Raw genomic sequence first — 22,376 nt, forward strand, 5'->3', positions numbered from 1 at the left:
CTTCGCTTTGCTACGATGGCTCCCTGCTCCAGGCAAGCACCTGATCCACCGTCTCAGCGATAGTCAGGTTGCTCGTATCGAGCAGGCGCGCATCCTCGTTTTGCCGTAATGGCGCGACGCTCCGCTGGCTATCCCGCTCGTCGCGTTCGCGCAAATCCTGCAAAAGAGGCAGGATACTAGCAGGGATTCCTTTTTCCATCAACTGCTTATAGCGTCTCTCGGCTCGCACTTGGACGCTCGCGGTGAGGAAGACTTTTGTCTGTGCATCCGGGAACACGACAGAACCCATATCCCGCCCGTCGGCGACCAAACCCGGAGCACGGCGGAAGATCCGTTGACGGAAAAGAAGCGCCGCACGGACGGACGGCAGGGCTGCCACCTGGGAAGCACCGACCGAGATATCTTCGTGGCGTATCGCGTCGCCGACCTCTTCACCTGCAAGGCGGGTGGAGTTTTCACCGAACACCACATCCAGTTCCGCAGCCACAGCCGCCACGCCGCCTTCGTCCGTCCAGGCGATGCCCGCGCGACGCGCCGCAAGCGCCGTCAAGCGATAGAGAGCCCCCGAATCGAGGTAGTGCCAGCCGAGTGCCGCGGCCACGCGGGCCGCGATCGTCCCTTTACCCGAGGCCGATGGGCCATCGATCGCGATCACCGGCACCTGCTCAGCGACCCTGGCAAGCCGCTCGAAGTAATCGGGGAAAGTCTTCGCGACACAACCCGGATCGTTGATGCGCAGGGGAACGGCTTTCGTCGCGAGCGAGAAACACATCGCGATTCGATGATCGTCGTAGGTATCGATACCGTGGCTTGGAGAAACCAGCGCTTCCACCGCGGGCGGCGTGATGCGGAGAAAGTCGTCACCCTCGTCCACCTGGGCGCCAAGCTTGCGCAACTCGCTCGCCATCGCCGCGATACGGTCCGTCTCCTTGACACGCCAACTCGCGATACCGCGCAATGTCGTCGCTCCGTGGGCAAATAGTGCCGTTGTGGCTAAGGTCATCGCCGCGTCGGGGATCGAGTTGCAGTCAATCTCAATGCCGTTCAAGCCCCCGGAAGGCGAGCGCGTCTCGATCCAATCCGGGCCAGCTGCGACTTCAGCGCCCATTGCCCGCAATGCGTCGGCAAAACGCACATCCCCCTGAACCGACTCGCTCCCAACGCCTTCTACCCGTACCGGACCGCCCGCAATGGCGCCGAGCGCGAGAAAATAGGAGGCCGAAGAGGCGTCTGCCTCGACACTCAGAGCGCCGGGGCTCCGGTAAACGTTCCCGCCGGTTACCGTAAACCGTTGCCATCCGTCGCGCTCGACGAGAACGCCGAAGCGCGCCATGGTGGCCAAAGTAATATCCACGTACGGCTTCGAGATCAACTCGCCGACGACCTCAATCGTTATTTCGCAGCCGGCGAGCGGCGCAGCGAGCAACAAACCGCTGAGGAATTGGCTAGAGACGCTACCGCGTACCCGCACAATGCCTCCGCGAACGGAGCCGGGGCGGATTCCCAAAGGCGGGAATCCTTCGTTCCCAAGACACGAGATATCGGCTCCAAGTTGACGCAGCGCATCGACCAAGTCGCCGATCGGGCGCTCATGCATGCGCGCCACGCCGGTCAGAACGTAATCCCCGCCGGTGAGTGCAAGCACCGCCGTCAGGGAACGAAAAGCCGTCCCCGCATTCCCCACGAACAGCTCCGCGCGCCGGTTCGGAAACCGGCCGGCACAACCGACGACGCGATAGGCGTGCTCACCCAGCGATTCAACATGCACGCCCAATGCATTCAGCGCGTCCAGCATGCGAGCAGTGTCGTCCGACTCAAGAAGCCCCCGAATTTCGGTCGTGCCGTCGGCCAGGGCGGCAAGCAGCAGAAAGCGGTTGGAAAGGCTTTTTGATCCCGGTAGGCGTACCACGCCCGATGCCGAGATAATCTCCGGCAAATCGATGTAATTCATACTTATTTCACCTGCCCTGCGGGCCAGGAACGCCGCGCAGCGCGCGCGACGTCGAAGACTTTCTCAAGCGTGGCACCATCGCCGCTGAGCAACGCGCCGCGTAAAACGTCGAGTTCGATGCAATAACGATCAAGCTCCGCGAGCAATGCGACGCGATTGGCAAGGCAAATGTCCCGCCACATCTCGGGGTGGCTGGCAGCGATGCGCGTGAAGTCGCGGAAGCCGCTCGCGGCGAAACGAAACAGGACGTCGCTGTTGTCGCGAACTGCGAGATCGTGCACCAGCGCGAACGACAGCAAATGCGGCAAATGACTGACCGCCGCGAATACGCCATCGTGTTCGGAGGGCGACAGTTCGTGAACTTGGGCGCCGCACCATTCCCACGCGGAGCGCACCCGCGCCACATTGAGGACCACGTTCTCGGGCAAGGGCGTGAGCACGACCTTCTTCTCACGGTAGAGATCCGCGCGCGCGGCCGCCGCACCACTGTTCTCAGCGCCGGCAATCGGATGGGCAGGAACGAACTGGGCGACGCGCGCCCCGAAATGCTCACGCGCCGCAGCGACTACGTCTTCTTTCGTGCTGCCGCCGTCGGTAACCAGCGTCTGTTCCCCGATGTACGGCGCAATGCGCGCCATGATTTCCGGCATCCGGCCGACCGGCGAGGCGATCAGGACAATATCCGCATCGGCAACTTCGGCTCCGGGATTGGCGCCAACGCGATCGATGATCCCGAGTTGCAGAGCTTGCGTGAGCGTGCCGACACTACGACCGAAGCCCACCACTTCGCCTACCTGGCCAGCCGCTTTCAGCGCCAGGGCAAACGAGCCACCGATCAGGCCAACGCCGAATACGACAACCTTGCCGAACTCCGGCGAGGCCGCCATCACACGGCCTTGCCCAGCGCTTCCAGGAAACGCCGGTTCTCTGTTTCGGTTCCGATCGTCACGCGCAACCATTCAGGCATTCCGTAACCGGCAATGGGACGGACGATGACGCCTTGCTTGAGTAACCTGGCATTGACGCCAGCCGCGTCCCCGGCTTTGAAGGCGATGAAATTGCCGCGCGACGGAATGTATGGCAAACCGAACTTTTCGAGTCCGGCGACGATCTGCGTCATTCCGGCGCGATTCGCTTCGTGGCTGCGCACGACAAACTCCTGGTCGTCGAGCGCCGCGGTGGCCGCGGCAAGCGCCAGGTTGTTGCAGTTGAACGGCTGCCGCACTCGGTTCATCAGATCAGCCACCTCCGCCGAAGCGAGCGCGTAGCCGATACGCAGGCCGGCCAACCCATAGATCTTGGAGAAAGTACGGGTGATGACGAGGTTCGGGAACTCGGGCAACCACACCGTCGTATCGAAACGCTCAGCCGCGGGAATGTACTCGTTGTACGCTTCGTCAAGCACCACGATGACGTCGTCAGGCAGTGATTGTATGAACGCCTTGAGTTGCGGGTAAGGGAGAAATGTCCCTGTTGGGTTGTTCGGATTGGCGATCCAGATCAAGCGCGTGTTCGGACGAACCGCCTGGCGCATGGCTTCGAGATCGTGGCAAAACTCGGCGGCAGGCACTTCAATGAGTTCCGCACCTGCTGAAAGCGAAGCCAAGGGATAGACGGCAAAAGCGTGCTGCGAATAGACCGTCGACCGGCCTGGGGCTAGGAAAACGCGGGCAATAAGATCAAGCACGTCGTTCGATCCGTTGCCTAGGACGACGCGCTCTGTTCCCAAACTGGTATGTGCTGCGACTGCCGCCTTGAGTTCGAAGTCGTCCGGATACCGTTCCAAGGTGCTGATCGCTTTCTCCAGCGCGACCTTAGCCTTGGGGCTCATTCCCAACGGGTTCTCATTTGACGCCAGCTTGACGATGCTGTCGACCGGGATGCCCATCTCGCGCGCGAGTTGCGTAATCGGTTTTCCCGGTTGATAGGGAGAAATCGCCCGAACATTCGGTAATGCCTGATCACAAAGTGCCATGTCTGTCCTTGGAATTGAGCAAAAGCTGAATCTGCAGCTGCAGCTAGGCGGTTAGCTAGTAGACCGCCACGGGATACGAACCCAGCACCTTCAGATAAGCGGCTCGTTGTGCGAGTTCGGAAAGCGCCTTGCCTACCGCCGGGTCGTCGCGGTGGCCGTCGATATCGACGAAGAACACGTACTCCCACAAGGTATGCCGGGCCGGTCGCGATTCGAGCCGAGTCATCGAAACTCCTGCATCCGAAAAAGGCGCCAGCAGCCAGCACAATGACCCTGTCCGGTTAGGTGCCGACATAATGAGCGATGTCTTGTCGCGTCCGGAGGTACCCGCCTCGCGCCGCCCGAGAACGGCGAAACGCGTTGTGTTGTTCGGTTCGTCTTCAATATTGCTGGCGAGCATCGGCAGGCCATAGCGTTCGGCAGCGGCTTCGCCGGCGATCGCTGCCGTTCCAGTCTCGGCAGCGGCAAACTGGGCTGCCTGCGCGTTGCTGCCGACCGAGATGCGTTGAGCATGCGGAAGCACACGGTTTAGCCATTCATGGCATTGACCCAGCGACTGCGCATGCGAGTAAACCTTGGTGATCTTGTCGAACTCGGTTTCGTTGCTCAGCAGGTGCTGGTGAATCCGCAGCACAACCTCGCCGCAGATCTTGAGTTGCGTATTCATCAGAAGGTCGAGCGTACGACCGATCGCCCCATCGGTGGAATTCTCGATCGGCACAACGGCATAGTCGGCGTGACTGGCTTCCACTTCGCGGAACACGTCGTCGATCGAGTTCTGCGGCATGAGTCTCGCCGCATGGCCGAAGTGTTTGGTGGCAGCACTTTCCGAAAAGGTACCGAGCGGGCCGAGGAAAGCGACGCCGAGCGCCCGTTCGAGCGACAAACACGCCGACATGACTTCCCGGAAAAACCAGGTAACGCTTTCATTGGAAAGCGGCCCGCGGTTTACCTCCTGGATGCGGCGGAGAACTTGCGCTTCCCTTTCAGGCCGGTACACGAAACCGGCCTCACCGTGTTGGGCCTTGATTTCGCCAACCTGCTGCGCACACCGCGCACGCCTGTTCAGGAGATCGAGGAGTTCGGTATCGATGACGTCGATCTCGCTTCGCACAACCGCTAGTTTCTTCTCCAGTTCATCGTTCATGTTCGGCGTCCGGCATGGTTTCGACAGATTGTTTTCCGCGGTGGCTATCCAGACTATTCGGGCGTCTCGGTCGGGGTCCCTTCACCGTCGCCTTCGTTGGCGGGTCCGTTTCCAACGTCGGTATCGTTGCCATTCTCGCTCGGTGCTACCCCGTTTCCGTTCTCCTGCTCGTCTTCCGTCTCAACGACTTTTTCGATCCCAGCGAGTTTCTCGCCTTCATCGAGAGAGATGAGTGTCACGCCCTGCGTCGCCCGCCCGAGTTCGCGGATTTCACGCACACGCGTGCGGATCAGGACGCCGCCCGTGGTAATCAGCATGATCTCGTCTTCGTCGCGCACCAGACGCGCGCCGATCACCTTGCCGTTGCGCTCGCTCGCCGCGATCGCAATGACGCCTTGAGTACCGCGCCCCGAGTGCCGGAAATCAGCGAGCACCGTACGTTTCCCATAACCGTTTTCTGTGGCTACAAGCACCGTTTCCTGATGGTTCTCGGCAACGAGCAGCGAAAGGACTTGCTGCCCGTCACCCAGCTTCATGCCGCGCACGCCACGAGCCGTGCGGCCCATCGGGCGCACGTCCTCCTCGTCGAACCACACCGCTTTACCGGCGTCGGAGACCAGGACGATGTCCTGAGTTCCGCTGGTGATCTCGGCACCGATCAGGAAGTCATTTTCGTCCAGAGCGACGGCGATGATCCCTGCCTTGCGCGGATTCGAGAAATCGGACAACGGTGTTTTCTTGACAGTGCCCTGCGCCGTGCACATGAAGATATAGCGGTCTTCGGTGAATTCCTTGATCGAGAGGATGGCGTTGATCTTCTCGCCTTCCTCGAGCGGGAACATGTTGACGATGGGCTTGCCGCGACTGTTTCGCGTTCCTTGCGGTACCTCGTAAACCTTGAGCCAATACACACGGCCACGGTTGGAGAAACACAAGATGTAGTCGTGCGTGTTGGCGATGAAGAGATGATCAACGAAGTCATCTTCCTTGATGATTGCCGCTTGCTTGCCACGGCCTCCCCGCCGTTGGGCACGATAATCGGCGAGCGGTTGCGACTTGACGTAACCCGAGTGCGAGAGCGTCACCACCATGTCCTGCGGGGTGATGAAGTCTTCCATGCACAGGTCTTGGGTGTCGATAACGATCTCCGACCGCCGCTTGTCGCCGAATTGCGCGCGGACAGCCACGAGTTCGTCGCCGATGATCTCCGTAATACGCTCCGGACGCGCCAGGATGTCCATCAAGTCGGCAATCCGTTCGATCACTTCCTTGAAATCAGCAACGATCTTGTCGCGCTCGAGGCCGGTCAGACGCTGCAAGCGAAGGTCGAGAATTGCTTGGGCTTGGGCCTCGGAAAGCAGGTAGCCGCTCTTGGACAAACCGTACTCAAGCCCCAGCCCCTCGGGGCGCGTCGCATCAAGGGCCGCGCGCTCCAGCATCTCGGCAACGGTGTGTGATGACCAGAGCCGTCCCATCAACCCGCGCCGCGCGTCTGCCGGGGTCGGTGAAGCCTTGATCAGCGCGATGATTTCATCCACGTTATCGAGGGCGACCGCCAACCCCTCCTGGATGTGGGCCCGCTCGCGCGCCTTGCGCAACTCGAACACGGTGCGCCGAGTAATCACCTCCCGCCGGTGGGCGAGGAAGCAATCGAGCATTTGCTTGAGATTCAGCAACCGCGGCTGCCCGTCGACAAGGGCCACCATGTTCATGCCAAACGTATCCTGCAATTGCGTCTGCTTATACAGGCAATTGAGAACAACATCGGGCACTTCACCGCGCTTGAGTTCGATTACGACGCGCATACCCGATTTGTCGGATTCGTCGCGCAGGTCGGAAATGCCTTCGATCCGTTTTTCGTTGACCAGTTCGCTGATCTTTTCGAGCAATGCCCGTTTATTTACTTGATAAGGAATTTCGTCGACGATGATCGCTTGCCGATCGGCGCTGCCCTTGATCGGTTCGAAATGCGTCTTGGCGCGCATCACCACGCGACCGCGCCCCGTCCGATATCCTTCGCGCACCCCAGACACGCCGTAGATGATGCCCGCCGTCGGAAAATCGGGAGCCTGGACGATATCGATGAGATCGTCGATAGACATTTCCGGATTGCGCAGCAGTGCTAGGCAGGCATCCACGACTTCGTTCAGATTGTGCGGCGGAATGTTCGTCGCCATACCGACGGCGATTCCTGACGAACCGTTAATCAGGAGGTTCGGGATCCTCGTCGGCATGATCAACGGCTCCTGCTCGGAACCGTCGTAGTTCGGGCCGAAATCAACCGTCTCCTTGTCGATATCCGCCAGCAGCTCGTGCCCAATACGGGCCATCCGGACTTCGGTATAGCGCATCGCCGCCGCGCTGTCGCCGTCGACCGAACCGAAGTTCCCTTGGCCGTCTACGAGCATATAGCGCAACGAGAAATCCTGCGCCATGCGGACGATCGTGTCATAGACCGCTGTATCACCATGGGGGTGATACTTACCGATGACATCCCCGACGACGCGCGCTGACTTCTTGTAGGGTTTATTCCAGTCGTTCGAAAGTTCGTGCATTGCAAACAAGACGCGGCGATGCACCGGCTTCAAACCATCGCGCGCGTCCGGTAGCGCTCGTCCGACGATGACGCTCATGGCGTAATCGAGGTATGAACGCCGCATTTCGTCTTCCAGGCTGATCGGAAGCGTTTCTTTAGCAAAGAGTTCCAAGGCTTGTTCCATTGATCTATTCGGGGAATTCGTGCGAAAAACCGAACTTCGGGGGCGATGTTGGCGTCTGCGGAAACGTTTGATTCTACCACCTGAGCGCTCTACCCCGGAACATCGGCAAATAAACGAGGCATATGGGGAAATCGCCGTCTAGACACAGCCAAGCCCTTGATTCTTTCCTCGCGACGAAGCAAATGACGACATCCGCGCTTCGTGTTAGCTCCGAAGCAAAGTAAGCTAGGGCCGCTTTCCCGGACTTTTTCGCCTCCCCCCAATGTACGAGAACACGCCTCATGAACGCACCCGTCGCCGTTGATCTTGTTATCGAAGCAAAGTGGATCGTCCCCGTCGAGCCGGCGAACGCCGTCCTTGAAAATCATGCCGTAGTAATCGACGAAGGCAAGATTGTTGCAATTTTGCAACAGCCCGATGTTGTCCATCGTTTCACGCCTCGCCAAGTAAAATGCCTCCCCCATCACGTGCTGATCCCAGGGTTGGTAAACCTGCATACGCATGCAGCAATGACACTGCTCCGAGGGCTCGCAGACGACCTTCCGCTCATGGAATGGCTGGAAAATCACATTTGGCCCGCTGAAAGCAGGCATGTTTCCGCGCAATTCGTGCATGACGGAACACTGCTCGCGTGCGCCGAAATGCTGCGGGGAGGCATTACCTGCTTCAACGACATGTATTTTTTCCCGAAAGCGGCAGCAAAGGCGGTCCTCGCGTCTGGAATCCGTGCCGTACTTGGCCTGATCACCTTCGATTTTTCAACGAGTTACGCCTCAGACGCCGATGATTACTTTGCAAAAGGACTTGCCGCACGCGACGAGTTGCGAGACGAACCGTTACTCGGGTTTTGCATCGCCCCGCACGCTCCTTACACGGTCAGCGATCGCAACTTTGGCAAAGCGTTAACGCTCGCCGAGCAATGTGATCTCCCCATCCATGTCCATTTACATGAAACTCATCAGGAACTTGCCATTGGCATAGAAAAATTCGGCGTTCGCCCCGTCGAACGCCTACGAGGCTTAGGACTGCTGAGCCCGAGCCTGATTGCCGCACACGGCGTTCATTTGGAACCAAACGAAATTGACTTATTGGCAGATCACGGGTGTTCCGTCGCTCACTGCCCGAGTTCAAATCTGAAGCTAGCCTCTGGCATCGCCCCCATTGCTCAACTGACCGCCAGCCGAGTAAACGTAGGGCTGGGAACGGATGGAGCGGCAAGTAACAACCGCTTGGACATTTTCGCGGAGATGCGCCTCGCAGCCCTGCTCGCAAAAGGGTTCAGCGGCCAGGCCGACGCCGTACCCGCACACTTTGCCCTACGCATGGCGACCCTTGGCGGAGCGCAAGCGCTGGGTCTCGACAAGAAGATCGGAACGATTGCCGTAGGAAAATTCGCGGATATCTGCGCCGTCAATATTCATGACATCGGTCTTTCACCATGCTATGATGTGATTTCGCACCTGGTTTATGTCGCTGGACGCGAGTCTGTTACCGATGTTTGGGTGGCTGGCGAATGCCGAGTGGAAGACGGCATCTTGCTTGCTATGGACGAATTGGAGTTGATAAAACTCGGCGCTTTGTGGCAGAATCAAATTCGTCCGCGCAATTTTTGATCAAGTTTTCCCGATAATTAGGCGTAACGGGCCAAGCGGAGTCGGTTCCGCGGGCTATAACTAACGAGGTGAATCCAGATGAAAAAAACTGTAAAACATTCAATTTTCGCCGTAGTGGCCACAACTCTTGGTCTCTTCGCGTCGTTGGCGCAAGCCCAGGCGGTTGACAGCGTTTACCTTATCGACGGTCGCGGTGAAGTTGCGACGAACAGCACGGGCCTGTGCTGGCGTACGGGTTACTGGACGCCAGCAGCGGCGGCGAAGGATCCGAACGGCTGCAAGTGCGACAAGGATCTGCTGCCGAAGGAAGTCTGCGAACCGAAGGTTGCTGCTCCTGCCGCTGCTCCCGCTGCTCCTGCCGCTGCGGCAACGAAGCCTGCTGGTGACAAGATCACGGTGGCCGCCGACGCTCTGTTCGACTTCAACAAGTCGACTCTGCGTCCCGAAGGCAAGGCGAAGATCGACGAAGTCGTCGCCAAGGCCAACAACCTCGTGCTCGAAGTCGTGATCGCGGTTGGCCACGCAGACCGTATTGGTAGCGCCGCCTACAATCAGAAGCTCTCTGAAAAGCGCGCTGCTGCGGTCAAGGACTACATGGTCAGCAAGGGCATCCCGGCCAACCGTGTCTATACCGAAGGCAAGGGCAGCAAGCAGCCGGTCACCAAGCCGGGCGATTGCAAGGGTCCGAAGAGCCAGAAAGTTATCGCTTGCCTGCAACCTGATCGTCGCGTCGATATCGAAATCATCGGCACGTCGAAGTAACTCGGTAAGTTGAAAAGAAAGCCCTGCTCCGGCAGGGCTTTTTTATTCCTGGAATTCGGTGATACCCTTTCCCAATGGTTAACGCTGACGCCACAGAACTCGACAAATTCAGCCAGCTTGCTCATCGCTGGTGGGACCCGAGCAGCGAGTTCAAACCGCTGCACGATATCAATCCTCTTCGCTTGGGGTGGATAGACCACCATGCCTCACTCGCCGGAAAGAACGTCCTTGATGTAGGCTGTGGGGGCGGCATCCTGTCGGAAAGCATGGCTGAGTTTGGCGCCACAGTAACCGGCATCGACTTGTCGGAAAAAGCGCTCGGCGTCGCCCGGCTGCACCTACTCGAAAGCGGTCGGCAAGTCAGTTACCGACATGTTTCGGTTGAAGACTTGGCGCAGGAAATGCCATCCGCGTTCGATGCCATAACCTGTATGGAATTGCTCGAACACGTTCCTCGCCCGGCGAGCGTTATTTCGGCATGTGCGGCACTCGTCAAACCGGGAGGACATGTGTTCTTCTCGACGCTGAATCGAAACGCAAAAGCGTATCTCCTGGCGGTGATTGGAGCAGAGTACGTCCTTGGCATGCTGCCAAAAGGCACGCACGAATATGCCAAATTCATTAGACCATCCGAGCTATCGCGATGGGCCAAGGGAGCGAGACTGGAGCCTGATGAGTTGATTGGCATGTCGTACAACCCACTGAGCAAGCGGTACTGGCTCGGTTCAGATACCGACGTCAACTACCTCATGCACACCGTCAAGATCACGGCTTAGGGCAAGAAAGGCTCTTTCTTCGATCCACTCAGGCATGGCCTCGCTGCCGTTCTCCTTGGCGAATAACTACGTGACGCCATGCGGATACGGTCACCGATTCGGTTGTTCTCGGCCTGTCGGGACTTTTGCCGAGGCTTAAGCAAAGCCGGGGCTACACAAGAAACGCCTCCCAGCACACGTTTCACGGCAACCGTCTGTTTCCTCTAGTCACGTTCCAAGAGAAGACGATATTTTTCTTTTGTTCAACATGTCGTGATTCCTGTATCCTCAGCGCCTTTTGCGATGAGGCGAGGACTCTGCCGCCGTGCCGGTGTATCCTTGCGAAATTTCCACATCCAAGGAGCCATTCATGCGATTCTTGACTCGACTGCTGACCGTCGTCGTTCCGTTCTCGATGCTGCTTGCCACCCCCGCCCTAGCTCGTGACTGGCAAAAGATTCAGGAATCCGGAACGATCGTTGCCGCAACCGAGGGGGCCTTTGCGCCGTTCAATTACTATGAAGGCTCCAAACTTACCGGCTACGAGGTCGACGTCGCCGAAGCACTAGCCAAGAAGCTCGGCTTGAAACTCGAGTGGAAAGTCGTTCCTTTCGACGCTCAACTGGCCGCCGTCAAGCAAGATCGGTTCGATTTCGCCATCGCCTCGCACGGTTATACGAAGGAGCGTGCGAAGGCGGTCGACTTCGCCAGCCCGCACTACTGCACCGGCGGCCAGATCGCTGCACCAAAGGACGGCCCGCTTACGGTAGCGTCATTGAAGGGAAAGTCCGTCGGCGTACAAATCGCGACGAGCTATTTCGAGGCAGCGAAGAAGATTCCCGGAGTCAAGGAAGTGAAGACCTACAAGGCCGACCCGGAAGCATTCTCAGCACTCAAGGCAAAGAAAATTGACGCGTGGATTTCCGACCGCTTCACGATTATGGAGACGTTGAAGAAAACCCCGGATGCAGGGATCGTGGCTGGCGAGCAGGTTTTTGTGGAGCGCGTATCGCTCATTATGCGCAAGGACAACAAGGAGTTTATGGATAAGATTAACCAAGCCCTCGCCGATTTGACGAAAGACGGCACGCTGGCCACGATTTCCGACAAGTATTTCAAGACGGACATTACCTGTCGCTAGTAACGCCCGTACGTCAAAATGAACTGGACGAAGCGCTATCCCGGATGGACGATGTTCGGGTCCATGGTCGGTCTGTTGTTTTTTCTTTGGGGGGTAGCAATTCCGCTGTCCGCCGCACCGGACCCGATCGGTCCGGCGGCGCAGCAATTCGCGGAAGGTACCCGGATCACCGTATGGCTGACGGTGATCTCCGGGTCGGCCGGTGTGGTGTTAGGCGTGATCGCGGGAATGGGCAAGCTCTCGAAATTTCTGCCGCTACGCTGGCTTTGCGACTTTTACGTGTGGCTGATCCGTGGAACGCCTCTACTTCTGCAGATTCTCTTCGTATGGCTGGCACTGCCGTCCATTCTTCCCGAGGGGGTTGTGCTCTCCGATTTTGCGTGTGCGGCCATCGCTCTGGCACTTAACGTCGGCGCCTATAACACCGAATGCGTGCGTGCCGGCATCCTCGCCGTTCCGCATGGCCAAATCGAAGCCGCGCGCGCTCTCGGGCTTACGCCCCTCCAAGGTTTTGTCGATGTCGTGTTGCCGCAGAGCTTGCGCGTTGCTCTTCCAGCGCTAGCCAACAACCTAGCCTCTCTCGTCAAAGATTCTTCGTTGGCCTATGTAATCAGCGTCGTCGAGTTGACGATGGTCGGATACCGTGTGCAAGCGGAAAGCTATCAGCCAGTACCCGTTTTCCTCACCATAGGCGTCATTTACCTAATCCTGACGACAGCATTTACAACCCTCACCGCAGCCCTCGAAACGCGGCTTGAGGTCGGTCAGAAACGGTAATCGATCAGCATGAGCGACCCCAATAATCAAAAGCAGATCATCGTCGCGCGCAATGTCGACAAGCGATTCGGTTCCTTTTATGCGTTGCGCGGCGTAAGCGCCACTTTTTTCGAAGGACAGGTGACGGCTATCGTCGGTCCGTCGGGATCAGGGAAATCGACTTTTCTGCGCACACTGAACCGACTCGAAACCCATGACGGCGGCGAGATCATCGTCGACGGAATCGAACTCAACGACGATATCCAGCATCTCGATGCCATACGGCGCGAGGTGGGCATGGTTTTCCAGAGTTTTAACCTGTTCTCCCACCTGACGATTCTCAGGAACATCACGCTGGCTCCAATGCGCGTGCGGAAAATGCGGCGCGATGAGGCTGAGGCGAAGGCGCTGGCCCTGCTCGACCGCGTCGGTCTAAAGAATCAGGCCCACAAATACCCGGTCCAACTCTCCGGCGGCCAGCAACAGCGGGTGGCTATCGCCCGCGCCTTGGCTATGGACCCGAAGGTTTTGCTTTTCGACGAGCCAACCTCAGCGCTCGACCCGGAAATGGTCAATGAAGTATTGACCGTCATGCGCGAGTTGGCACACACGGGGATCACAATGCTGGTCGTCACCCATGAGATGGGCTTTGCCCGTGAAGTTGCAGACCGGGTGATTTTCTTCGACGAGGGGACGATCCTGGAGGACACGACGCCCCACGCATTCTTCACCAATCCGGACCATGAGCGGGCACAAGCGTTCCTGTCGCAGGTACGGCACGGCTTCTAGCGCGGCCTAGGCATGAACGGCGAGCTGTTTTCCTCTGTTTTCGTCCTGCTGCTCGTACTCGACCCGCTCGGCAACATTCCATTCGTTCTTTCCCTCCTGCGCAACGTTCCTCAATCACGCCGCCCGGCGATCATCCTGCGCGAATGCGCCATAGCAGTCGTCGTTCTGATCGTTTTTCTTTTCGTCGGCGACCACCTTCTCGTGGCGATGAAGTTGAGCGACCCCGCACTCGAAATCGCTGGCGGCCTCATTCTCTTCCTGATCGCTTTGCGCATGGTTTTTCCACCAGCCGATCGTGGTTCAGCGGAACACGAAATGGATGGGGAACCGTTCATCGTCCCCCTCGCCGTTCCGATGATCGCCGGCCCCTCGGCGCTGGCTACGGTGCTGCTTGCCTCACGACAGTCCGGTCAAATGACGGTGTGGCTCAGCGCGGTCGTAATAGCAAGCGCCATAAACGCCGTATGCCTGCTCGCCTCGGGTTGGTTTGCCCGTCTGTTCGGCAAGGCCGGCATGGAAGCGCTGGAACGCCTAATGGGGTTGATCCTAACCACCATGGCGGTGCAAATGCTGATCTCGGGAATCAGGATCGCTTTTCGTTTAGGCTAACACCCGCCGGTGCGCGCGCCGGCCAGAGAGGGACCAGTTGCACCGCCAGGATGCATGCGAAGATCAGAGAACACCCCGCGAGCCCCGTCGGGCTTAACCGATCCCCCATCATCAGGAAACCGAACAAGGCCGCAAACAGGGTCTCGGCGGAGAGAATGACCGCCGCATCGGCCGCCTCCGCGTAGCGTTGCCCAACTACCTGCCCGGTGTAGGCCACACCAACAGAAAGAACGCCGGTATAGACGATCGGCACAGCCGCTCCGAGGATGGCCTGTACCGTGATCGTTTCCGTCAGGAGTGCCCAGAGTAGGCAGGCAATGCCACAGGTCAGGAATTGGCCCGCGGCGACGAGAAAAGGGGCCTCCATGCGGTCAGCAATGCGCCCGACAAACAGCACGTGCAGCGCCCAAAAAATGCTGCTCGCAATAACCCAGGCGTCCCCGACCCCAAGGCTCACGTTACCGGCCCCGGACAACAACCACGTCCCCACCACGCAGCCAAGCGAGGCGGGCCAGACCGCCCAGTGGGGATGCACGCGCATAATCACCCACGAGGCGACGGGCACGAGGGGAACGTAAAGGGCGGTAAGAAACCCTGCGTTGGTTACGGAAGTCGAAACCAAACCAATTTGCTGGAAAACGGCACCGAAGGTCAAGAGCAATCCCAACACCAAGATCCCACTCGCCTCACGTCGCCCCGGTTTCAATCCGCGTGCCGCAATCTGCCGCCAATCCCTCCACGCCAGCGGCGCGACGACACAGACGCCCAATAGGAAGCGCACCCCCGTGAATGTAAAGGGTCCCAGTCCTTTCATTCCCTGGGCCTGAGCGACGAACGCCGACCCCCAAATGAGAGCGACCGCGAGAAGGAGAAAATTTGCTCGAGTACGTGTCACAGTTCGAATTGCGGAGGAAACCTGAAAGTGTAGCGCAGGACACGCCGACGCCCTAGCGGGGCGGGCTTAGCGGACCTCGCACGAGAAGAACCGGAATGAGAGCCCTTCTTTCCCCTACTCCGGAACAGCGTAAATCCACACGAGCAGGATTTGCGCTTGCGATTCTGCAAGCCGCGCAAGCTCGGCCAGCGGGGCCAGGCGGGCGATCAGTTCTTCCGCATCCCAGCCGGCGCTCTCGAACTCTTCCGTGGCCGCGAGCTCCTCGCTCACGGAAACAAGCGCATCATCCTCAAGATCGACGAGCTTATCGAACAGTTCATCCGCGATGCGAAGCACAGATGTCTCGTTCTCTGCGACATAGATCGGCTCGTAGGTATCGAGTGCCGATTGGAGCGAGTCACCGGTAAGCACGGAATGCAGGATTGCGAGGCGCATCGTGTCAATGCCGTTTGCTTCGAACCCGCTCCATTCGGCAAGCGGGTTTGTCGATTCCCCGACGGCGACGTACTCGTCGTCTTCGGCCGCAATGACGACAGTCAAAAACTCCATGAACCCTCCGATTTAGCCCAAGTACTGCGCCCCTCGCGCCACGGCGAGGAAAGACGATTCTAGACCATGCCGTATGCAATTAACGAATACGGACACAAGGCAAGGAGGAGGCATTAACTGTGTCCCGCAGATTCCGAACGCCCCAGCACGAGACGGCATATGCGGTTCATCTGCGCCGATACTAGACGAACAGTGCAACCCGCACGAAAAGGCGAAGGACCAGCCGTGCCGCGTGGTATAATTCGCAGCTTTGCTAGTGATTGATTCGTAGGGGTTTTTTTGGTGCCGGGAGGGGGAATCGAACCCCCACGGTGTCACCACCGCTGGATTTTGAATCCAGTGCGTCTACCAATTCCGCCATCCCGGCCAGAGTTCGCGTGAGACGAACCAAAGGAGGCCGAATTATCCCCGATTCATTCCGAACTCACAAGCCGCCGGACAAAGCTTTTTCTCATGCTAACCCTTGACGATTTCGATTTCGACCTTCCGCCTGAGTTAATCGCTCAGCATCCTGCGCCACAACGGACAGCCAGCCGGCTGCTGCATGTCGCCGGCGAAAAGCAGGAAGACTGCCGGTTCGCTGATCTCGTATCCTTTCTTTTGCCCGGCGACCTCCTTGTTTTCAACGATACCCGAGTCATCAGGGCGCGTCTGTTTGGGGCAAAGGAAACCGGCGGAAACATCGAGGTGATGATCGAGCGCATCGTGGACGATCGCCATGCTATCGCGCAGATACGGGCCAGCAAATCCCCGAAACCGGGCTCCCGGATCATTCTTGAAGACGCTTTTGAGATGCAAGTAACAGGACGTACGGGCACCCAGGGTGAGTTCTTTGCGTTGGAGCTTTCCGGAGCGGGGAGTCTATTCGCGCTGCTCGAACAACATGGCCGGCTCCCGTTGCCGCCCTACATCGAGCATCCTGCAGAGGTTGACGACGAGAACCGCTACCAGACCGTATATGCGCGCCGCGCCGGGGCCGTCGCCGCGCCAACCGCCGGCTTGCATTTTGATCAGCCGATGCTCGACCGCCTGCAAGTTCATGGAGTCGGTCTCGCCTGGCTGACGCTGCACGTAGGCGCCGGAACGTTCCAACCTGTCCGGGTTCACGACATTGCGGAACACAAGATGCATTCGGAGCGCTTCGACATTCCACAGGCCACGGTCGACGCGATCGCTCACACACATCACGTGGGAGGCCGCGTTGTTGCCGTCGGGACAACGAGCTTGCGGGCACTCGAATCCGCCGGGCGCACAGGGAGCCTGCATGCTGGCTCGGCGGAAACTGATATTTTCATTACCCCGGGCTTCCAGTTCCGCGTGGTCGATCGTCTGATCACCAACTTCCATTTACCGAAATCGACCTTGCTCATGCTCGTTTCCGCTTTCGCTGGCATGGACGCTATCCGTGCCGCCTATCGTCACGCAGTCGCCAAACGTTATCGCTTCTTCAGCTACGGTGACGCCATGCTTCTGGAGAAACAACAAGATCATGCAGTTTGAACTCCTCGCGACCACGGGCTCCGCGCGCCGAGGCCGGCTTACCCTGGCCCATGGCATCGTCGAAACGCCTGTTTTCATGCCAGTGGGTACCTACGGGACCGTAAAGGCAATGACGCCGCGCGACCTCGTTGAGATCGGAGCGCAGATTTGCCTCGGCAACACGTTCCACCTTTGGCTGCGTCCAGGCCTCGAAGTCGTGCGTGCGCACGGCGGTCTACACAAGATGATGGGATGGGAACGCCCAATCCTGACCGATTCGGGAGGTTTCCAGGTGTTCTCGCTGGGAGCTTTGCGCAAGATCACAGAAGAGGGAGTCAAGTTCTCTTCACCGATCAACGGCGACAAACTCTTTCTGACGCCCGAAGAATCGATGCGCATCCAGCACGCGTTGAACTCGGATATCGTCATGATCTTCGATGAATGTACGCCCTACCCGGCGACCCGCGACGAAGCGGCCCACTCCATGCGTCTTTCGCTGCGTTGGGCGCAGCGTTCGCGTGCGGAGCACGGTCGTCTTTGCAACACGAACGCTCTCTTTGGCATCGTGCAGGGCGGGATGTTCGAGGACTTGCGCGACGAGTCGCTCGCGGAACTTACATCGCTCGACTTCGATGGCTACGCAATCGGCGGGCTTTCCGTCGGGGAGCCTAAGGAAGAGATGGCGCGGATTCTCGCGCATACGACACCCCAATTGCCGACGAACAAGCCGCGTTACCTGATGGGAGTCGGTACCCCGGAAGATTTGGTCGCCGGCGTGCTGGCCGGTATCGACATGTTCGACTGCGTAATGCCGACGCGCAACGCACGCAACGGGCACCTGTTTACCCGCTACGGCGATATCAAGATAAAGAACGCGCAGTACAAGAACGACACACGGCCGCTCGACGAAAGCTGCGATTGCTACACCTGCACCCACTTCTCGCGCGCTTATCTACATCACCTGCACCGCGTGGGCGAGATTCTCGGCGCACAACTCAATACCATCCACAATCTCCGCTTCTATCAGACGCTTATGCGCGAACTCCGGGGATCCATAGAGGCAGGGCATCTCGAGGAATACGCTGCTCGGTTCCTTGCCGGACGCGGTCAGACCGCAGTGATACAATAGCCCGCTAACTTTTTCGCTAATGTCGCGTTTCGTTCCATATTCCCCAAGGAGATCAATGTGCTAATCAGCAACGCTTATGCTCAGACTGCCGCCGCCGGCCCCATGGACGGCGTCATGCAATTCCTGCCGATCATCCTGATGTTCGTCGCGCTCTACTTCTTCATGATTCGTCCTCAACAAAAGAAGGCCAAAGAGCACAGGGCCCTGCTTGAAGCCCTCGGGAAGGGTGACGAGGTTTTGATGCAAAGCGGCATCATGGGCCGCATTACCAAAGTCGCTGAAGATTTCGTGACGGTGGAAATCGCTGAGAAAGTCGAAATCCAGGTTCAGAAGCCCGCCATCGCGGCCGTGCTTCCTAAGGGCACGCTCAAGAATATATAAGAACTGCTTTTCGGGATTGGCGCGCGGGGGAACTCCCCCGCCCCCGAATCGATTCGCGATTTACCCTCACTGCACACTCCGCACATGAACCGCTATCCGCTTTGGAAATATGCCGTCGTCGCGATCTCGTTGCTGATCGGCCTGATTTACACTTTGCCGAACTTTTTCGGCGAGTCGCCTGCCGTTCAGGTGTCGAGCGGCAAGCCAACACTTAAAGTTGATACAAAAACCCTCGAACGCGTTGAAAGTACGCTGAAGACCGCCGGAGTCGACGTCAATGGTGCGTTCCTGGACACCAACGGCGTGAAGGTCAGGCTGAAGAACACCGACACGCAACTCAAGGCCAAGGATATTCTAGAGAAACAGTTCAACCCTGATCCGTCGGATCCGCAGTACGTCGTGGCTTTGAACCTGCTCTCCGCCTCTCCCCAATGGTTGACCAGCCTCCATGCCCTGCCGATGTATCTCGGCCTGGACCTGCGTGGCGGTGTCCATTTCCTGCTCCAAGTTGACATGAAGGGCGCGATGACCAAGCGCCTGGATTCGATCAGTGCCGACCTGCGTACGCTAATGCGGGACAAGAATGTCCGCCACGCCGGTATCAATCGCGAAGGCGATCGTATCGTGATTCGTTTCCGCGACGAGGAAACGCGCACCAAAGCCCGCGCTGCGCTCGAGGATGCACAGCCCGAATTGCAACTCGCCGATCAAGGTGAGGGAAACGATCTCCGACTGGTATCCACGTTGAAGCCGATTGCCCTGAAGAAGATTCAGGAATCCGCGATCAAACAGAACATGGGTACGCTGCATAACCGAATCAACGAACTCGGCGTCGCCGAGCCTGTGATTGCGCAGCAGGGAGCTGACCGTATCGTGGTCCAACTGCCGGGCGTGCAGGACACGGCAAAGGCCAAGGATATTCTCGGTCGTACGGCGACCCTTGAGATCCGCATGGTCGACGACACGCCGGGTGCGCTTGAAGCGGCGATGGCAGGCCAAGTTCCGTTCGGAACCGAGCTTTATGTTGAACGCGGTGGCCGCCCGCTGCTCGTCAAGAAACAGGTTGTATTGACCGGCGATCGACTCACCGATGCCCAACCGGGCTTCGACAGCCAGACGCAGGAAGCGGCTGTCCACCTCAACCTCGACTCGACCGGTTCGAGAATCTTCCGCGATATCACGCGGGAGAACGTCGGCAAGCGCATGGCGATCCTGCTTATCGAGAAAGGCAAGGGCGAAGTCGTTACCGCCCCCGTCATCCGCACCGAGATCGGCGGTGGTCGCGTGCAGATTTCGGGCAGCATGACCACTGCGGAAGCTAACGATACAGCACTCCTGCTGCGTGCCGGTTCGCTTGCCGCGCCAATGGAAATCATCGAGGAACGAACCATAGGGCCGAGCCTCGGCGCGGACAACATCAACAAGGGCTTCCATTCCACGTTGTGGGGTTTCGCCGGCATCGCCCTGTTCATGACGGTCTACTACGTCATGTTTGGCCTAATCTCGGTCATTGCGCTTGCCTCGAACCTGTTGTTCCTGGTTGCGCTGCTTTCTTTGCTCCAGGCTACCTTGACGCTGCCGGGTATCGCCGCCATCGCCCTGGCGCTCGGCATGGCCATTGACTCCAATGTGCTGATCAACGAACGTATCCGGGAAGAATTGCGCGGCGGATCAACCCCTCAGGCGGCAATCCACACGGGCTATGACCGCGCTTTCGACACGATCCTCGACTCGAACGTGACCACACTGATCGTCGGCCTGATGCTTCTCATCTTCGGCTCGGGACCGGTACGCGGCTTCGCCGTGGTGCATTGCCTCGGCATTTTGACATCGTTGTTCTCCGCCGTCGTTGTCTCGCGAGCGCTGGTCAACCTGATCTACGGTCGCCGCCGCAAGCTCGAATCGCTGGCCATCGGGCAGATCTGGAAACCAGGCAATACCGCAAGCAGCAGTGCGCCCGCCAGCAAATAAGGAAACGACATCATGGAATTTTTCCGCATCCATAAAGACATTCCCTTCATGCGCCATGCGCTGGTGTTCAATGTCATTTCGTTGATCACCTTTCTGCTGGCGGTATTTTTCCTTTCTACGCGCGGTCTGCACCTGTCGGTAGAGTTCACCGGCGGCACACTCATCGAGGCGCACTATCAGCAAACAGCCGACCTCGCCAAGATCCGCGAGGGATTGACCAAAGGCGGTTATACCGACATCGCTGTGCAGAACTTCGGTTCCAGCCAGGATGTGATGATCCGCCTCCCGCTAAAGGAGGAACAGAATTCGGCAAAGATCGGCGAGGACGTCATGCGCGTACTCGATGCCGAAGCTCCGGGTGCATCGTTGCGCCGCGTCGAGTTCGTAGGCCCGCAAGTCGGCCGAGAACTTGCCGAGAACGGTGCGCTGGCCCTCATGCTTGTCATCCTGGGCATCGTCGGGTACCTCAGTCTACGTTTCGAATGGCGCTTCTCGTTAGCAGCGATTATTGCCAACCTGCACGACGTGGTCATCATCCTCGGTGCTTTCGCCTTCTTTCAGTGGGAATTCTCGCTGGCCGTGCTGGCCGCCGTATTGGCTGTGCTCGGTTACTCGGTCAATGAATCCGTCATCGTCTTCGACCGGGTGCGCGAAACGTTCCGCCGCGTACGCGGATTGACGACCCCCCAAGTACTCGACCACGCCATTACGAGCACGATCTCGCGGACGATCATCACCCACGGTTGTACGGAAATGATGGCCATTTCCATGCTGCTCTTCGGCGGCGAAACGCTGCACTACTTCGCCATGGCATTGACCATCGGTATCGTGTTCGGCATCTATTCGTCGGTACTCGTCGCCAGCCCGCTTGCCATGTGGCTCGGCGTTTCACGCGAGCACTTCATCAAGCCTAAGAAACAGATTGAAGGAGCCAACGAGGACGGCGCGGTGGTGTAGTCTGTAATGGCCGACTCGTCGGCGCCATCCGAGCCAGCTTCTTCATCACGGGCGCCGAAAGGCGCCCGTTTTCATTTGAGGAGAACTCATGGAGCATGAACGTATCAAGTTATGGGACTTGCCGGTTCGCATTTTTCATTGGCTTCTCGTTCTCCTCGTGATTGCCGCGGTAATTTCCGGCAAAGTAGGCGGCGACGCCATGGACTGGCATGCAAGGATCGGCATCGCGATTCTCGGACTCATTGTTTTCCGCTTGGTATGGGGATTCATAGGACCGACATACGCCCGCTTTACTCACTTTGTCCGCGGGCCGGCTGCCATAGCGGACTATCTACACGGGCGCTGGCAAGGTATTGGGCATAATCCGTTGGGGGCGCTTTCTGTCGTTGCTCTGTTGGTGATGATCGCGCTGCAGGTCGCAACGGGCCTGTTTTCCAATGACGACATCGTGTTCAACGGTCCGCTTTCACAACTTGTCGACAAAGCGTTAAGTGACCGATTGACCGGTTTCCACAAGCTTTCGATCAACATCCTGATCGCCTTGATCGGGCTCCACATTGTCGCTATCGCGTTCTATGCCGCAGTCAGGAAGGAAGACTTGATAAGGCCGATGATTACCGGGTGGAAGGCAGTTCCGCGTAGGCAAGAGCCTCCCTCAAAGGGTGGCGGTAGGGCAGCGCTTATCGTTGCTATTGCCATTGCCGTTGGCGCGATGTACGCCGGTTCGGGCGCTTGGCTGCGCCATGATTCACCACTCCCGGCCGTGGCAAAAGCAGCGAACGGTCGGTGACTAGGGA

At 58.5% G+C, this 22,376-nt stretch carries 20 protein-coding genes and 1 tRNA gene; 13 read left to right on the forward strand and 8 right to left on the reverse strand.

Going from position 1 to position 22,376, the window contains the following annotated elements:
- Positions 1-10 precede the first annotated feature (10 nt).
- From NZ453_RS13090 to gyrA, 5 genes are read right to left on the reverse strand one after another with little or no spacing between them, the layout of a single operon-like run.
- Entirely contained in the window at positions 11-1,951 is a 1,941-nt protein-coding gene (locus tag NZ453_RS13090; RefSeq protein ID WP_263771070.1) for a bifunctional 3-phosphoshikimate 1-carboxyvinyltransferase/cytidylate kinase, read from the reverse strand.
- 2 nt (positions 1,952-1,953) lie between these two features.
- Positions 1,954-2,838, reverse strand: a complete 885-nt coding sequence (locus NZ453_RS13095) for a prephenate dehydrogenase (RefSeq protein ID WP_263771071.1) — start codon at positions 2,836-2,838, stop codon at positions 1,954-1,956.
- Positions 2,838-3,926 carry a histidinol-phosphate transaminase gene (gene hisC / locus NZ453_RS13100; protein WP_263771072.1) on the reverse strand — a complete coding sequence of 363 codons (1,089 nt, stop codon included), beginning with the start codon at positions 3,924-3,926 and terminating at the stop codon, positions 2,838-2,840. Before hisC ends, NZ453_RS13095 begins: the two co-directional genes overlap by 1 nt.
- Before the next feature lie 55 nt (positions 3,927-3,981).
- Positions 3,982-5,073 carry a prephenate dehydratase gene (pheA, locus tag NZ453_RS13105; protein ID WP_263771073.1) on the reverse strand — a complete coding sequence of 364 codons (1,092 nt, stop codon included), beginning with the start codon at positions 5,071-5,073 and terminating at the stop codon, positions 3,982-3,984.
- Positions 5,074-5,126: 53 nt separating this feature from the next.
- Positions 5,127-7,781: a DNA gyrase subunit A gene (gyrA, locus tag NZ453_RS13110; RefSeq protein WP_275983194.1), complete on the reverse strand. Its 2,655-nt coding sequence runs from the start codon at positions 7,779-7,781 to the stop codon at positions 5,127-5,129.
- A gap of 293 nt (positions 7,782-8,074) precedes the next feature.
- Between gyrA and NZ453_RS13115 the strand changes: the two genes are divergently transcribed.
- From NZ453_RS13115 to NZ453_RS13145, 7 genes are all read left to right on the forward strand, one after another.
- Positions 8,075-9,406, forward strand: coding sequence for a TRZ/ATZ family hydrolase (locus tag NZ453_RS13115; RefSeq protein WP_263771075.1), 1,332 nt, complete (start codon positions 8,075-8,077; stop codon positions 9,404-9,406).
- A gap of 78 nt (positions 9,407-9,484) precedes the next feature.
- Positions 9,485-10,168, forward strand: coding sequence for an OmpA family protein (locus NZ453_RS13120; protein WP_263771076.1), 684 nt, complete (start codon positions 9,485-9,487; stop codon positions 10,166-10,168).
- A 74-nt stretch (positions 10,169-10,242) separates the two neighbouring features.
- Positions 10,243-10,944 carry a bifunctional 2-polyprenyl-6-hydroxyphenol methylase/3-demethylubiquinol 3-O-methyltransferase UbiG gene (ubiG, locus tag NZ453_RS13125; protein ID WP_263771077.1) on the forward strand — a complete coding sequence of 234 codons (702 nt, stop codon included), beginning with the start codon at positions 10,243-10,245 and terminating at the stop codon, positions 10,942-10,944.
- A 349-nt stretch (positions 10,945-11,293) separates the two neighbouring features.
- Positions 11,294-12,064, forward strand: coding sequence for an ABC transporter substrate-binding protein (locus NZ453_RS13130; protein ID WP_263771078.1), 771 nt, complete (start codon positions 11,294-11,296; stop codon positions 12,062-12,064).
- A gap of 18 nt (positions 12,065-12,082) precedes the next feature.
- On the forward strand, positions 12,083-12,841 hold the full coding sequence (locus NZ453_RS13135) for an amino acid ABC transporter permease (RefSeq protein WP_263771079.1): 759 nt from the start codon (positions 12,083-12,085) through the stop codon (positions 12,839-12,841).
- 36 nt (positions 12,842-12,877) lie between these two features.
- Positions 12,878-13,609 (forward strand): amino acid ABC transporter ATP-binding protein, encoded by a 732-nt coding sequence (locus NZ453_RS13140; protein ID WP_420851652.1) that lies wholly within the window; start codon positions 12,878-12,880, stop codon positions 13,607-13,609.
- A gap of 12 nt (positions 13,610-13,621) precedes the next feature.
- Positions 13,622-14,218: a MarC family protein gene (locus NZ453_RS13145; RefSeq protein WP_263771081.1), complete on the forward strand. Its 597-nt coding sequence runs from the start codon at positions 13,622-13,624 to the stop codon at positions 14,216-14,218.
- Here NZ453_RS13145 and NZ453_RS22065 read toward each other — a convergent pair.
- The 3 genes from NZ453_RS22065 to NZ453_RS13160 all read right to left on the reverse strand — a co-directional run bounded on the left by NZ453_RS22065 (position 14,193) and on the right by NZ453_RS13160 (position 16,029).
- On the reverse strand, positions 14,193-15,113 hold the full coding sequence (locus NZ453_RS22065) for a DMT family transporter (RefSeq protein ID WP_263771082.1): 921 nt from the start codon (positions 15,111-15,113) through the stop codon (positions 14,193-14,195). The two genes, NZ453_RS13145 and NZ453_RS22065, sit on opposite strands and share 26 nt — an antisense overlap.
- Before the next feature lie 114 nt (positions 15,114-15,227).
- A complete protein-coding gene (locus NZ453_RS13155; protein ID WP_263771083.1) occupies positions 15,228-15,662 on the reverse strand; it encodes a hypothetical protein in 435 nt (144 codons plus the stop codon).
- Positions 15,663-15,942: 280 nt separating this feature from the next.
- Positions 15,943-16,029: transfer RNA gene (locus tag NZ453_RS13160), tRNA-Leu, on the reverse strand.
- 86 nt (positions 16,030-16,115) lie between these two features.
- Between NZ453_RS13160 and queA the strand changes: the two genes are divergently transcribed.
- From queA to NZ453_RS13190, 6 genes are all read left to right on the forward strand, one after another.
- Positions 16,116-17,162, forward strand: a complete 1,047-nt coding sequence (gene queA, locus NZ453_RS13165; RefSeq protein WP_263771084.1) for a tRNA preQ1(34) S-adenosylmethionine ribosyltransferase-isomerase QueA — start codon at positions 16,116-16,118, stop codon at positions 17,160-17,162.
- Complete coding sequence (gene tgt, locus NZ453_RS13170) at positions 17,152-18,270, forward strand: tRNA guanosine(34) transglycosylase Tgt (protein ID WP_263771085.1); 1,119 nt, start codon at positions 17,152-17,154, stop codon at positions 18,268-18,270. The genes queA and tgt overlap by 11 nt, the downstream gene beginning before the upstream one ends.
- Before the next feature lie 57 nt (positions 18,271-18,327).
- Entirely contained in the window at positions 18,328-18,651 is a 324-nt protein-coding gene (yajC, locus tag NZ453_RS13175) for a preprotein translocase subunit YajC (protein WP_263771087.1), read from the forward strand.
- An 84-nt stretch (positions 18,652-18,735) separates the two neighbouring features.
- Positions 18,736-20,622 (forward strand): protein translocase subunit SecD, encoded by a 1,887-nt coding sequence (gene secD, locus NZ453_RS13180; protein WP_263771089.1) that lies wholly within the window; start codon positions 18,736-18,738, stop codon positions 20,620-20,622.
- A gap of 12 nt (positions 20,623-20,634) precedes the next feature.
- Positions 20,635-21,579 (forward strand): protein translocase subunit SecF, encoded by a 945-nt coding sequence (secF, locus tag NZ453_RS13185; RefSeq protein WP_263771090.1) that lies wholly within the window; start codon positions 20,635-20,637, stop codon positions 21,577-21,579.
- An 88-nt stretch (positions 21,580-21,667) separates the two neighbouring features.
- Positions 21,668-22,369: a cytochrome b/b6 domain-containing protein gene (locus NZ453_RS13190; RefSeq protein WP_263771091.1), complete on the forward strand. Its 702-nt coding sequence runs from the start codon at positions 21,668-21,670 to the stop codon at positions 22,367-22,369.
- The last annotated feature ends 7 nt before the right edge of the window (positions 22,370-22,376 follow it).

This window comes from Propionivibrio soli (assembly GCF_025770765.1).
Classification (GTDB): Bacteria; Pseudomonadota; Gammaproteobacteria; order Burkholderiales; family Rhodocyclaceae; genus Propionivibrio; species Propionivibrio soli.